The 12,992-nt window shown below is 69.8% G+C and carries 15 protein-coding genes; 3 read left to right on the top strand and 12 right to left on the bottom strand.

Features of this window, described 5'->3' with window-relative positions; translation table 11 throughout:
- Nucleotides 1-354: 354 nt before the first annotated feature.
- From ptsP to AACH11_RS00575, 4 genes are read right to left on the bottom strand one after another with little or no spacing between them, the layout of a single operon-like run.
- Entirely contained in the window at nucleotides 355-2,115 is a 1,761-nt protein-coding gene (gene ptsP / locus AACH11_RS00590; protein ID WP_341372250.1) for a phosphoenolpyruvate--protein phosphotransferase, read from the bottom strand.
- Nucleotides 2,116-2,149: 34 nt separating this feature from the next.
- A complete protein-coding gene (locus AACH11_RS00585) occupies nucleotides 2,150-2,419 on the bottom strand; it encodes an HPr family phosphocarrier protein (RefSeq protein WP_341372249.1) in 270 nt (89 codons plus the stop codon).
- Nucleotides 2,388-2,846: a PTS sugar transporter subunit IIA gene (locus tag AACH11_RS00580; RefSeq protein ID WP_341372248.1), complete on the bottom strand. Its 459-nt coding sequence runs from the start codon at nucleotides 2,844-2,846 to the stop codon at nucleotides 2,388-2,390. The genes AACH11_RS00585 and AACH11_RS00580 overlap by 32 nt, the downstream gene beginning before the upstream one ends.
- 55 nt (nucleotides 2,847-2,901) lie before the next feature.
- Nucleotides 2,902-3,387, bottom strand: a complete 486-nt coding sequence (locus AACH11_RS00575) for a hypothetical protein (protein ID WP_341372247.1) — start codon at nucleotides 3,385-3,387, stop codon at nucleotides 2,902-2,904.
- Nucleotides 3,388-3,697: 310 nt separating this feature from the next.
- On the opposite strand from AACH11_RS00575, the gene AACH11_RS00570 reads away from it, so the two are divergent.
- A complete protein-coding gene (locus tag AACH11_RS00570) occupies nucleotides 3,698-4,789 on the top strand; it encodes a hypothetical protein (RefSeq protein ID WP_341372246.1) in 1,092 nt (363 codons plus the stop codon).
- A gap of 80 nt (nucleotides 4,790-4,869) precedes the next feature.
- On the top strand, nucleotides 4,870-5,382 hold the full coding sequence (locus AACH11_RS00565) for a peroxiredoxin family protein (protein ID WP_341372245.1): 513 nt from the start codon (nucleotides 4,870-4,872) through the stop codon (nucleotides 5,380-5,382).
- A gap of 49 nt (nucleotides 5,383-5,431) precedes the next feature.
- On the opposite strand, the gene lipA is transcribed toward AACH11_RS00565, so the two are convergent.
- From lipA to AACH11_RS00525, 8 genes are all read right to left on the bottom strand, one after another.
- On the bottom strand, nucleotides 5,432-6,421 hold the full coding sequence (gene lipA / locus AACH11_RS00560) for a lipoyl synthase (RefSeq protein WP_341372244.1): 990 nt from the start codon (nucleotides 6,419-6,421) through the stop codon (nucleotides 5,432-5,434).
- Between the two features lie 108 nt (nucleotides 6,422-6,529).
- Nucleotides 6,530-7,198 carry a lipoyl(octanoyl) transferase LipB gene (lipB, locus tag AACH11_RS00555; protein ID WP_341372243.1) on the bottom strand — a complete coding sequence of 223 codons (669 nt, stop codon included), beginning with the start codon at nucleotides 7,196-7,198 and terminating at the stop codon, nucleotides 6,530-6,532.
- Between the two features lie 14 nt (nucleotides 7,199-7,212).
- Entirely contained in the window at nucleotides 7,213-7,488 is a 276-nt protein-coding gene (locus AACH11_RS00550) for an HP0495 family protein (RefSeq protein WP_341372242.1), read from the bottom strand.
- A gap of 98 nt (nucleotides 7,489-7,586) precedes the next feature.
- Entirely contained in the window at nucleotides 7,587-8,768 is a 1,182-nt protein-coding gene (locus tag AACH11_RS00545) for a D-alanyl-D-alanine carboxypeptidase family protein (RefSeq protein ID WP_341372241.1), read from the bottom strand.
- A 132-nt stretch (nucleotides 8,769-8,900) separates the two neighbouring features.
- Nucleotides 8,901-9,521, bottom strand: a complete 621-nt coding sequence (locus AACH11_RS00540; RefSeq protein WP_341372240.1) for an alpha/beta hydrolase — start codon at nucleotides 9,519-9,521, stop codon at nucleotides 8,901-8,903.
- A 15-nt stretch (nucleotides 9,522-9,536) separates the two neighbouring features.
- Nucleotides 9,537-9,863, bottom strand: coding sequence for a (2Fe-2S) ferredoxin domain-containing protein (locus AACH11_RS00535; protein WP_341372239.1), 327 nt, complete (start codon nucleotides 9,861-9,863; stop codon nucleotides 9,537-9,539).
- A 99-nt stretch (nucleotides 9,864-9,962) separates the two neighbouring features.
- On the bottom strand, nucleotides 9,963-11,093 hold the full coding sequence (locus AACH11_RS00530; protein ID WP_341372238.1) for a VanZ family protein: 1,131 nt from the start codon (nucleotides 11,091-11,093) through the stop codon (nucleotides 9,963-9,965).
- 44 nt (nucleotides 11,094-11,137) lie between these two features.
- Nucleotides 11,138-11,578, bottom strand: coding sequence for a CopD family protein (locus AACH11_RS00525; RefSeq protein ID WP_341372237.1), 441 nt, complete (start codon nucleotides 11,576-11,578; stop codon nucleotides 11,138-11,140).
- A gap of 393 nt (nucleotides 11,579-11,971) precedes the next feature.
- On the opposite strand from AACH11_RS00525, the gene hemB reads away from it, so the two are divergent.
- A complete protein-coding gene (gene hemB / locus AACH11_RS00520) occupies nucleotides 11,972-12,985 on the top strand; it encodes a porphobilinogen synthase (protein ID WP_341372236.1) in 1,014 nt (337 codons plus the stop codon).
- Nucleotides 12,986-12,992 lie beyond the last annotated feature (7 nt).

Genomic DNA, 12,992 nt, shown 5'->3' with positions numbered 1-12,992 from the left:
ATTGAAGTGAACTTCACTTCCATGAGCGTTTAAGGTCCAAGAGACCTGCTTTCGTCTTTCGACTCCAGCTTGGCTTCCGCCTTCAAACGCCCACGCTTATCGGCTGTGTATTTTTAAAGAACCGCTGAACTTTTCAGCGAAGACCGCTATTATGGAACCTACTGATTTCCGAGTCAACCGTAGGGTTTATCGATTTGTCATCAGCTCGTCGCTTTCGCGGACCCTTTTCTGCGCTGCCGCTCGCTTCGCTCAGAAAGCAGGCATCACCAGAGAAGCCCACGATTAGAGTTCAGTTCATGCCCACTGTCAAGCGGCTTGCGCAGGAATGCAAGGAAGCGTCCGCCAGGACGCCCCTCAGGCGGCCACGGCCCGCGTCCGGAGCAAGACCGGCCACGCCCGAGCCGGATCGTCTTCGCCTTCCAGGCTCTGCAGCAGATCGTCCAGACGCGAGGTGTCGGCACGCAGCAGCCGCTGCTTGACGGCCGGCAGCTGGGCTGGCTGCATCGAGAACGCGCGCAGGCCCATGGCCAACAAGAGCTCGGTGCATGCCGGGTCACCGGCCATTTCACCGCAGACGCTGACCGACTTGCCTGCGTCATTGCACTGCCGGATCACCGACGAGATCAGGCTGAGAACGGCGGGGTGCCAGCCGTCATAGAGAGCAGCCACCTGCTCGTCCGCGCGGTCGATGGCCAGTGTGTACTGGATCAGATCGTTGGTTCCGATCGAGAAGAAATCGAAGTGGGGCATCAGCATCGACAAGCTGATCGCCGCCGCCGGCACTTCGATCATCGCGCCCAGTTCAACGGGCCCGTGGGCAACGCCCTGGGCGTCGAGCTGCTGGCGCGCGGTCGCCAATGCCTCACGCACGGCGTGGATCTCGCTGCGCTGGGCCAGCATCGGGATCAGGATGCGGACCTTGCCGCATGCCGCCGCGCGCAGGATGGCGCGCAGCTGCTTGAGGAACATGTCGGGCTCAGCCAGGCTCCAGCGGATGGCACGCAAACCCAGCGCCGGGTTGAGCACCGCGTCGTGCCGGGACTCGGGCCCGCTGGCACGATCCAGTGGTTTGTCGGCCCCGATGTCGATCGTGCGGATGGTGACCGGAAGGCCTTTCATGGCCTCGACGACGCTGCGATAGGCCTGGTACTGCTCGTCCTCGTCAGGAAGTTCGCCGTTGCGGTTCATGAACAGGAACTCGCTGCGGAACAATCCGACGCCGACAGCACCCGCCTCGAGCGCAGCCTCCGCATCCCGCGGCAGCTCGATGTTGGCCAGCAACTCGATCGGCTGACCGTCCAGGGTGACCGCCGGCTTGTAGCGCAGACGCTTCAGGCGGTCGCGCTCCAGGTCGCTCTGTTGCTGGCGGAACCGGTATTCCTCCAGCACGATCGGGCTGGGATTGACGACGACCACCCCCTGATCGCCGTCGATGATCAGCCAGTCGTCCTGGCAGACCAGCCGACTGGCCTCGCGCGCGCCCACGACGGCCGGGATATCGAGGCTGCGGGCGACGATCGCCGTGTGCGAAGTCCGCCCGCCGACGTCGGTGACAAAACCGCTGAACACGCTGCGCTTGAACTGGAGCATGTCGGCCGGCGCGATGTCGGTGGCCACGAGCACCAGCGGATCGCCACCGGAGACGGCGGTGGTCACCGGCAGCAGTCCTTGGTGGCCGGACACCAGGGCGGCCAGCAGGCGTTCGGCGACCTGCTCCACATCCGCCTTGCGGTCGCGCAGGTACTCGTCCTCCATCTCGTCGAACTGGCGCACGAGCACCTCGGTCTGCGCACTGACGGCCCACTCCGCGTTGTAGTGGCGCTCGACGATCCACTGTCGCGTCGCGTCCTCCAGCATGGGGTCGTGCAGCAGCATCAGATGGACGTCGAGCAGCGCGGGCAACTCGGCCGGCGCATCGTGCGGCAACTCGGCCTTGAGGCGTGAGAGCTCGGCGGCGACCAGATCGCGGGCGCGGCACAGCCGACCGATCTCGGCTGCCGCGTTGGCCGGCTCGATGAAGTAGTGGGCCACGTCGACCCGGCTGGACGCCACCAGCACCGCACGCCCGATGGCCACCCCCCGGGAGACCGGCAGCCCGAACAGCTGGATGCTCATCGCGTGCCCACCGGTGCCATGCCGCGCCCCGCTGTCACTGGCCTTCGCCGAACTTGTCGTGGATCAGCGCGAGCAGCGCATCCATGGCGGCCTGCTCGTCGGGACCGTCGGTCTCGATCTCGACCTCGGCACCCAGACCGGCCGCCAGCATCATCACCCCCATGATGCTCTTGCCGTTGATGCGGCGCCCATTGCGGCTGAGAAAGACCTCGCTGCGGAAGGAGCCGGCGAGCTTGGTCAACTTGGCCGAGGCACGCGCGTGCAGGCCGAGCTTATTGCTGATGGCGACCGTCGTTCGAATCATGTCGTGCAGGTCTGAGTGTCTGGTTCTGGGGACGCGAAACGCCCAATTGCATCACACCCTGAGTGCCTCCGGCGGCGGCCAGCAGCACCAGTTCGTCGGCCGGACGTGCCCGGTAGTTCAGCGCACGCCACAGCATCGGCAGATTCAGCCCGACCAGCAGACGCAACCCGGCCTCCTCGGCCAGGACCCGGGCGGCGTTGCAAGGCGTGGCGCCGAAGACATCGCACAGCAGAAGCGCCTCCTCATGGCCGGAGCCCGACAAGGCCTGCAGCTCCGCGCGTGCCGAATCGACCACGGCCTCGACGGACTGCTCGGGCAGCACGTCGAGCACGCGCAGGTCTGCCACGGCCTCGGGGAACGCATGCCGGGCGGCGGCCAGCCAGGCCGAGGCCAACGGTGCATGGGCGATGATGAGCAATCCGGTCATGGCAGAAAGTCGCGCAGGCGACGGTCCGGGACGGCGCGCATTATGGGCGCCGTCCTCAACGGACGAAGCGGATGCCGGCGAGGAAGGTGTCCGCAGCCGCGGACGCCGCGCGCTCGGGCGTGACCACCGTCACCTGATGGACCGCCAGGCCATGGCCGAACACCTGCATCTGCACGCTCACCGGCCCGACGGCATCCGCCTGTCCCTGCAGGTGCTGCCAGCGGGACTGCGGCCAGGGCGTGGCGCCCACGGGCACGGCCAGACGCTCGTCGACGAGGCGCGCGTGCCAACGGGTGGCGGTGACCGCGGGCAGTCGCAGGAGCGCGGCCCGCACCTCGTCCGGACCGGCCAGCTCGGCGCTGAAGACCGCGTACAGCGCATCCTGATGCCGACAGCTCAGCAGTTCGGCCGGCCGGGGCGCCGCCGATGGCGACCAGGGCCGCTGCTCACGCTCCGGGCGGCAGGGGAAGCGGACGGTCAGGCCCGCGGCACCGACACGGACCTCGCGCCAGTCATCCACCGGCGCGCAGCCCGACAGCACCGCAGCGGCTGACAGCCACAGCCCGCCCCACCCGATCGGGCGGGCGGGCGCCCCCCCCGATCCAGGCAGGGAGGCCCATCGCGACCACACGGGAAGTGCTCTCATGCGACCCGATGATGCACGTCTGGAAAACCCCTTCCATGCTTGGTTACACCCACACCGCATCCAGGACAGACACCCCCCGCATACTGCGCGGCCCGTTTCCGCGATGACACGGGCGTCACGTCCGTCCGCGGCCCCACGGGCACGGCCGACGGCCCCGCCTGAAGGCTGACATCCGCGGCATCCACCGCATCCAGAGCCCCGCCCCATGCCCGGTTCCGAGCCCCTGTTGCCACGTCTGACCCTGCTGATGGCACGCCTGGGCGCCGCCGTGGCCGGGCCGCTGACCGACGTCGCCGAGCGACTGGCGCAGATGACGCAATCCGGCCAGGTCTCCCGGCGTGGGCTGCAGGCGCTGCAGATCCAGGTCGAGCAGGTCCGACGGCGCGGCATCGACGGCCAGCAGATGGCGCGGCTGATCGAAGGTCAGGCCCTGAGCCTGCCGGAGGCCTTCGACCTGACCGCCCTGACACGCGAGGCCCTGATCGAGACCCTGGGCCAGGGCGAGCACAGCCTGCACCCCTGGCAGCTGACGGTGGCCACCGCCACCGCCGCCCGGGCTGACCCGGCACTGTGCGCGGTGATGGTGCGGCGCGCCGTGGCCTGGTCGGCCGGACTGGCACGCCAAGAGGCCGGCACCCACTGGACGATCGCCGACAGCCCGGCGGACGCCGCCAGCGTCGAACTGTGCTGCGAGCGGCTGTCGGCGGCCCATCCAGGAGATCCGGCGAAGGCCGAGGCCGCGGAGCCGGCAACCGACACGGCCCTGGACTGGCTGATGCTGACCCTGGCCGCGGACATGGTGGGCGCCACCGTGACGGTCGACGACGAACGGCAGCCACGCTGGCTGACGCTGCGCCTGCCGCGCGCGACGGCGGCCGATCAGGCCTGGGCGCCGCCGATGCCCCGCACCAGTGCGGCGCTGCGCCGACCGCCGCTGGCCGCCGGCTCGCAACTGCTGGTCCTGGCCCGAGGTCGTGACACCCGCCAGCAGGTGCGCGAGGCGCTGCACGGCCTGGACGTGTTCGTCGACTACGTGCCGACCGTCGAGGCGGCCCAGACCTACTTCCGTGACAGTCTGCCGCGCGTGATGCTGTTCGAGTCGGCGTATGCCGGGGCGGCGTTGCACGCCCTGTGCCACCGCTTGAGGACGGACGATCCGAGCCGTCAACTGGTGGAGATCCTGCCGCAGGGCCGGCTGGTCGAACGCCTGCAGCAGGCCGATCCGCCGCGACTGCGCATCGGCGTCGACGCCCTGAAGGCGGAACTGGCGCGGACGCTGGGCGAGCACACGGCCTGACGTCCCGTCGACCGCTGCCGGACGGCCGCCGCCGCCGCCGCTGGCTACACTTGTCGGCTCGAACAGCACGGATGCAGACAATGAGCGTGTCCAGACGCACGATGGCCGGCGCGGTGGCACTGGCGGGCGCCGCGGGAGCGGCCTGGTGGCTGAGTGGCCGGCCACAAGACGGCCAGAACGCGCCCGACGTGAGCTACACCCTGCTCGGCGGCCAGCAACAGCGCCTGTCCACGCTGCGCGGGCAGGTCGTTCTGGTGAACTTCTGGGCCACCAGTTGCACCACCTGCGTGGCCGAGATGCCGGAACTGATGGCCACGCACCGCAAGTACGCCCCGCAGGGCTACCGCACGCTGGCGGTGGCGATGAGCTACGACCCGCCGGCCTACGTGGCGAACTTCACCGCGCGCCGCCAACTGCCTTTCGACGTGACCCTGGACAACACCGGGGACATCGCCCGCCAGTTCGGCGATGTGCGCTTGACGCCGACCACGTTCCTGATCGACAAGCAGGGACGCATCGTCAAGCGCTATGTGGGCGCACCGGACTTCGCCGGCCTGCATCAACTGATCGAACGCCTGTTGGCCCAGGCCTGAAGCCTGACGGCGACGCGAGGCCCGCCGCACGGGCCCCGCCGACCGGAACTCAGTCGGTGCCGACGCCCGCCTGCGCGGCCTGCTGATCGGCGTGATAGCTCGAACGCACCAGCGCGCCGACGGCGGCGTGCGTGAAGCCCATCGCCTTGGCCTCGCGCTCGAACATCGCGAAGGTGTCGGGATGCACGTAGCGGCGCACCGGCAGGTGGTGGCCACTGGGCGCCAGGTACTGGCCGATGGTCAGCATGTCGATGTCGTGCGCCCGCATGTCGCGCATCGTCTCGAGGATTTCGTCGTCGGTCTCGCCCAGGCCGACCATCAGACCGCTCTTGGTCGGCACATCCGGGTGCAGGGCCTTGAACTTCTTCAGCAGGTTCAGGCTGAACGCGTAGTCGGAGCCCGGGCGCGCCTCCTTGTACAGACGCGGCACGGTTTCCATGTTGTGGTTCATCACGTCCGGCGGCGCGGCCTTCAGGATCTCCAAGGCACGGTCGTCACGACCGCGGAAATCGGGCACCAGGATCTCGATGCGGGTGGCGGGCGACTGCTCGCGCACCTGGCGGATGCACTCGACGAAGTGGCCGGCGCCTCCGTCACGCAGATCATCGCGGTCGACGCTGGTGATCACGACGTACTTGAGCTTGAGCGCGCCGATCGTCTTGGCCAGGTTGGCCGGCTCGTTGACGTCCAGCGGATCCGGGCGGCCATGGCCCACGTCGCAGAACGGGCAACGGCGGGTGCACTTGTCGCCCATGATCATGAACGTCGCCGTGCCGTGGCCGAAGCACTCGCCGATGTTCGGGCAGGAGGCTTCCTCGCACACCGTGTGCAGCTTGTGCTCGCGCAGGATGTTCTTGATCTCGTAGAAGCGCGTGCTGGGCGATCCGGCCTTGACGCGGATCCAGTCCGGCTTCTTCAGCACCTCCGCCGGCACGATCTTGATCGGAATGCGCGCCGTCTTGGCCTGGGCCTTCTGCTTGGCGGTGGCGTCGTAGTCGGACGCGCTCTGGGCTTGGTGGACGACGTGCTCGGTGGCCATGGTCAGGCGCTGCGCTGCGGCAGGAAGAGGTGGGATCGACCGCGGCCGCGCACCGGGATCCGGCCGGTGGGGCCCTGCGGGACAGGCGGACGGACGCGACGACCGTCGTCAGGACTCGAACTGTGCGGCCAGCCGCTCGCCGAGACGTGTGGCGGCCTCCGCCCAGTCGGAGCGGACGCCGAGTGTAGCCAAGTCGACTGTCTGCAACCCTGCATAGCCGCAGGGGTTGATGCGCGCGTAAGGCTGCAGATCCATCGCGACATTCAGCGCGACACCGTGGTAGGTGCAGTGCTGGCTGACCTTGATGCCGAGCGCGGCGATCTTGCCCAGACCGGCGAAGGGATCGCCCGCGGGTGCCGGACCCTGCAGCATCGCGTGTGCCCCCGGATCGGCCAGCCGGACATAGATGCCGGGCGCGCCCGCGACGCGATGGCCGGTCACGCCGTAGGACTCCAGCACCTTGAGCACCGCGTGCTCCAGCCGGTAGACGAACTCCTTGACGTAGATGCCGTGACGCCGGAGATCGACCAGCGGATAGGCCACCACCTGGCCGGGCCCGTGATAGGTGACCTGGCCGCCGCGATTGGTCTGCACCACCGGCACGCCGCCCGGCGCCAGCAGGTGCTCGGCCTTGCCGGCCAGGCCCTGCGTGTAGACCGGATCGTGCTCGACCAGCCAGAGCTCGTCTTCGGTGTGGGTGTCGCGGGCCTCGGTCCAGGCCCGCATCGCCTCCACCGTCTCGGCGTAGGGGCGACGCCCCAGGTTCAGGATGCGCATGGGTCAAGCGCCCGTCAGAGCACGATCTTGACCATCGGATGGCTGGACAGCGTGCGGTAGATCTCGTCGAGCTGCTCGCGGCTGACCACGTTGACGGTCACCGTCAGTCCCAGGTACTTGCCGCTGCTGCTGGGACGGTGCTCGACGGTGCCGACATCGAAGCCGGGGTCGAACTGCCGCACGGTGGCGACGATGGCGTCCACGTAGCCCTCGACATGCGCGCCCATCACCTTGATCGGGAAGGCGCAGGGATAGGTGATCAGCGACTGTTCGGGCGGGATGTCGGCCATGGCGGTCGGAAGCTCGGGCGGGAATGCGGGCAGGAATTGTCGGCGATCGGGCAAGCCCGGGCAGGACATGGGGTCCGCCCGCGCTCAGATCCGACCGATCACTTGATCCACAGGCGCAGGGCGTCCCACAGACGACCGAACCAGCCGGCCTGCGGCACGGTCTGCAGCGACTGCAGCGGCAGCACGGCCAGCGGCGCGGCGTCTCCCAGCTGGACCTTGATCTGGCCGACGGTCTGGCCCGCGCTCAACGGAGCGAGCAACGGATCCGGCCGGTCCAGCGTGGTGCGCAGCTGGGCGGCGGTGCCCGCCGGCACGGCGATGACCACGTCGCGCGACAGGCCGAGGCCGACCTGGTCGACCGCGCCCTTCCAGACCGGCACCGTCGCGAGCGGCTTGCCGGCCTGCACGACGCGCACCGCGTCCCAGGCCGTCCAGCCCCAGTTCAGCAGCTTGGCGCTCTCGGTGGCCCGCGCTTCGGTGCCCGCCGTGCCCAGGACCACGCTGAGCAGCCGCCGCTTGCCGGACGGTGTGTCGCGCTGCGCGCTGGCCACCAGGCAGTAGCCGGCGGCGGCCGTGTGCCCGGTCTTCATGCCATCGACCGACGGATCCCGGCCGAGCAGCATGTTGCGGTTGTCCTGCCGGATCTTGTTGTAGGTGTACTGGCGCTGGCTGTAGTAGCGCGTGTACTCCTGGGGGAAGTCCAGCGCCACACGGGCGGCGATGGTCGCGATGTCGCGTGCACTCGCATAGTGGCCGTCGGCCGTCAGCCCGGTCGGATTGCGGAACTGCGTGTTCTTCAGGCCCCAGGCCTGGGCCTGCCGGTTCATCATCGCGACGAACTGCTCGACGCTGCCGCCGACCGCCTCGGCCAGGGCGATCGAGGCATCGTTGCCCGAGACGACGATCATGCCGTGCAGCAGTTCATCGACGGTCGGCCGCATCTTGGGCTCGATGAACATCAGCGAGCCGCCGCCCTTGCGCTCGGCCCAGGCCCGCTCGGAGACGGCCACCGGCTGATCCAGCGCCAGCTTGCGCGCCCGCAGCGCGTCGAACACCAGCCAGGCCGTCATCAGCTTGGTCAACGAAGCCGGCTCCGCCCGCACGTCGGCCTGCCGCTCGGCCAGCACCTGGTTGGCCCCCAGATCGATCAGGAAGTACTGACGCGCCAGGATCTCGGGCGGCTGAGGCGTCTGCGCACGCGCAGGCAGCACGGCGCCGAGTGCGGCCACGGTCAGACAGAACAGGGCCACCACACGGCGGCTCGACGGGAAAAGGTTCATCGGAGGAACAGACGGAGAGGCCACCGGAGCGGCCTCGGGATGAAGAGGAACTGCAACGATCCGACACGGACGGGCGAGGTTCCGTATCGACGATGGCGACAGACGGCCAGGGCCGCCAGGATCGCGGTGCGCTCAGTGCCAGCCGCGCAGCAGCTGGGCCTTCAGCGTGGTCAGCTGACCGTGGAAGAAATGCCCGACGCCCGGCATGACGACGACCGGCAACTGCTGCGGACGCGCCCAGTCCAGCGTGGCCTGCAGCGGCACCACCTCGTCGGCCTCACCATGGATGACCAGCGTGTCCTCCGGCACCGGCGGCACCGGGAAGCGGCTGGTGGCCGGACCGACCAAGGCCAGACGTTCGGCCGGTGCGCCGGCCTCGCGCAGGCGCTGCGCAGCCTGCGCCGCGACGAAGGCCCCGAACGAGAAGCCGGCCAGCACCAGGGCCTGATCCGGCAGGCGCTGGTCGGCGACGACGGCCAGACAGTCGTCCGTCTCGCCACGACCCTCGTCCCAGGCGCCGGCCGAGGCACCGACGCCGCGCACGTTGAAACGCACGCAGCGGTAGCCCAGCTGCACGAAAGCCCGGACCAGGGTCTGGACGACCTTGTTGTCCATCGTGCCGCCGTGCAGCGGATGGGGGTGACACACGACGGCCACGCCACGCGACGACGCACCCTCGGCAGGCTCGTCGATCGCGCACTCCAGGTCGCCGGCCGGGCCGGCGACGATCAGGCGACGGGTCTCGCGGTTCATCGGGCGGACACCCGCTCAGCGGCCGACATCGGCCGCCAGCAACAGGCGCTCGACCGGCTGGCCCTGCTTGAGATGCGACTCGACGATCTCGTCGATGTCCGCCGGGTCGACGAAGGTGTACCAGGTGCCCTCGGGATAGACGACGGCCACCGGTGCGCCGGCGCAGCGGTCCAGACAACCCGCCTTGTTGACACGCACGCCCCCCGGCCCGGCCAGGCCTTCGGCCTTGACGCGGGACTTGCAGTGGTCGAACGCCTGTTGGGCGCCCTGACGTGCGCAGCAGGCCTCGCCATTGGGGCGGTCATTCAGGCAGAAGAAGATGTGGTGACGGTAGTAGCTCACGGCGGCCCTGGACGGAGGTGGCGGAGACGGCCGACCGGCCGGCGCGCGGAAGCCGCACGCGACCGGCGGCTGGCGGGTCATCCTTCCGGATTGTAGGGATCAGGGTCGGGCGAGGCGGGCGCTCAGCCACGCCATGGCCCCGTACGGCCAGAGCCAGGCCAGCCAGGGGGTGAGGCCATGGAAGCGGATGAAGCGGCCCTGCTCCCAGCTCTGCTCGTTGAGCGCCCCGTAGGGATCCAGCGGCAGCGCGTGCACCGCCAGCACCAGCACCAGCAGACAGGCCAGGCCAGCGAGCCCGGCCAGGCGGGACGGCAACCAGGCCAAGGGCAGCAACAGCGCGATGACCAGCATCAGCCCGTGCCCATCGCCGGGCGCTGCCCAGGCCCAGGGATGGGCCGGACCGTAGTTGATGACCGACGACAAGGTGCTGGCCGCCACGCCGGCCAGCACGATGCCGCACAGCAGCACCCCGCGGCGACGGCCGGGCGTGGAGGCGGCACAGGCCAGCAGACAGGGCGCCAGCAGCCCGGCGCACAGCACGGTCGCACCGACCGGGCCGGGCCAGGCCAGCGCGGCCGGCATGGGGGTGGTCAGCGCATCGAGCACCGGGCGGGCCCAGGGCACGTCCTCCAGCGCCCAGACCATGCCGCGCTGCAGCGCCGGGCCGATCCGGCCGAGGCCGAAGGGGCTGGGCGGCGGATAGACCAGCGCCACCGGCCACAAGGCCAGCAAGGCCAGTGCGCCGCCGTGGCCGCGCAACACCCAGCGGTTGCGCCAGCGGTCCCAGGCGCGCAGTCCGCCCCCGCGCGCCGCCACCCCGGCCAGCACGGCCCCCAGCAGGGCACCGGCCGCGTTCAGCAACCAGTCCAGCGACGAAGGCACCCGCCCGGGCAGCAGATGCTGGATCAGTTCGAGCCCGCCCGACAGCAGGGCGCCGGCCAGCAGCCCCGGAACCAGTGCGCGGCGCCAGGACGCGCCGCGGCGCAGACCCGCCAGGGTGATCAACAGACCTAGCGGGGCATAGCCCGCCAGGTTGCTGACGATGTCGAAGGGGATGAAGTAGCGCGGCCAGGGCAGGCGCAGCAGATCACCGGGCGCGACGCCCGGCGGCCAGCGCCAGCCCTCGAACGGGAACAGGCTGGCATAGACGATCACGCCAGCCCACACCCAGGCCAGCATCCCGGCGGTGCTGCGTGCAGGCCGCGGCGCATCCGACGGCGGCACGGACATGTCGAGCGCCTTGGACCGTGGAGCGTTCCGGGGTCGGCCGGTGCTCAGAACGGCTTGACCACCGCCAGGATGACGATGGCGGCGAACAGCAGCACCGTCACCTCGTTGAAGACGCGGAACCAGCGATGGGTGCGCGTGTTCTCCAGCCGCTCGAAGCGGCGCAGATGGGCTCGGCAGACGTGCTGGTAGCCGATCGCGCCGACCACCAACAGCAGCTTGGCGTGCAGCCAGCCGGTGCCGGCGAAACGGCCCGCCCCCCAGCCCAGCCAGAGCCACAGCCCGAGCGCCAGCCCGATGAGCATCAGCAGGTTGCCGAACCGGTAGAGCTTGCGGCCCATCAGCAGCAGGCGCTCACGCTCGGCGTGGCTGTCGGCGGGCACCGTCGCCAGATTGACGAAGATGCGGGGCAGATAGAACAGGGCCGCGAACCAGCTCGCGACGAACACGAGGTGGATGGCCTTCAGCCAGAGGTAGCCGGATGTCATGCCGGCATTATCCGGTCGCAGGCGGCGCAGACCGCCGGGGCCGGCCGGACACCCTGGGCGTCGATCTGCAGGGCCGAAAAAAAACCCCAGCCGCAGGGCTGGGGTTGGAAGCCTTCTCGCGGTCACGCGTCGAGGCACCTGCTCAGGGAGGAAAAGCAGGGGGCCACCGTCCCAGAGGACGACAACCCGATGTCAATATTAGCATATCCACGATCTGTTACCAGTCTGCGCGCTCGGTGTTGTCCCGCAGCCGGACCAAGAACTGGGGGGATGGATCGCGCCGGATGTCACGCCCGACGCCGCCGGGAGAGCCGGGACGGGACAGACTCGATCCACCGGAGCCTCGTGTCCGGTCCGGCGCCCGGACCATGACCTGGCCGACAATCGGCGGCCATGAGCCTGCCTGCCCTGCCCGCCTTTCCTGCCAGCCGTCCGCGCCGCCTGCGCCGTGACGCCTTCAGCCGCGATCTGGTGCGCGAGCACCGCTTGCATCCGTCGGACCTGATCCTGCCGGTCTTCGTCCTCGACGGACAGGCCATCGCACAGGACGTGGCCAGCATGCCCGGCGTGCAGCGCCTGTCGATCGACCGGCTGTTGCCGCTGGCCGAACAGGCGGTCGAGCTGGGCGTGCCGGCGCTCGCGCTGTTTCCGGTCATCGACCAGGCGCTGAAGACGCCCGACGGCCGCGAGGCCTGCAACCCCGAGGGCCTGGTGCCGCGCACCGTGCGCGCCTTGAAGGACCGCTTCCCGCAACTGGGCGTGATCACCGACGTCGCGCTCGACCCCTACACCAGCCACGGCCAGGACGGCCTGCTCGATGACAGCGGCTACATCCTGAACGACCCCACCGTCGAGATGCTGGTGCGCCAGGCGCTGAACCAGGCCGCCGCCGGCGTCGACATCGTCGCGCCCAGCGACATGATGGACGGGCGCATCGGCGCCATCCGCCAGGCGCTGGAAGGCGCCGGCCACGTCCACACCCGCATCATGTCCTACGCCGCCAAGTACGCCAGCGCGTTCTACGGCCCCTTCCGGGACGCGGTGGGCTCGGCCGGCAACCTGGGCAAGGCCGACAAGAAGGTCTACCAGATGGACCCGGGCAACAGCGACGAGGCGCTGCGCGAGGTGCAGCTGGACATCGCCGAGGGCGCCGACATGGTGATGGTCAAGCCCGGCATGCCGTATCTCGACATCGTGCGCCGCGTGAAGGACGCCTTCCACGTGCCGACCTTCGCCTACCAGGTCAGCGGCGAGTACGCGATGCTCAAGGCCGCCGCCGCCAACGGCTGGCTGGACCACGACGCGGTGATGATGGAGAGCCTGCTGGCCTTCAAGCGCGCCGGCGCCGACGGCGTGCTGAGCTACTTCGCGCTCGACGCCGCCCGGCTGCTGCGTCGCCAGGGCTGAACGGCTC

It is taken from the genome of Pseudaquabacterium rugosum (assembly GCF_038066575.1).
GTDB lineage: Bacteria > Pseudomonadota > Gammaproteobacteria > Burkholderiales > Burkholderiaceae_C > Pseudaquabacterium > Pseudaquabacterium rugosum.
The sequence above is the reverse complement of the archived record's forward strand: the minus strand, read 5'-3'. Positions and strand labels throughout refer to the sequence as shown.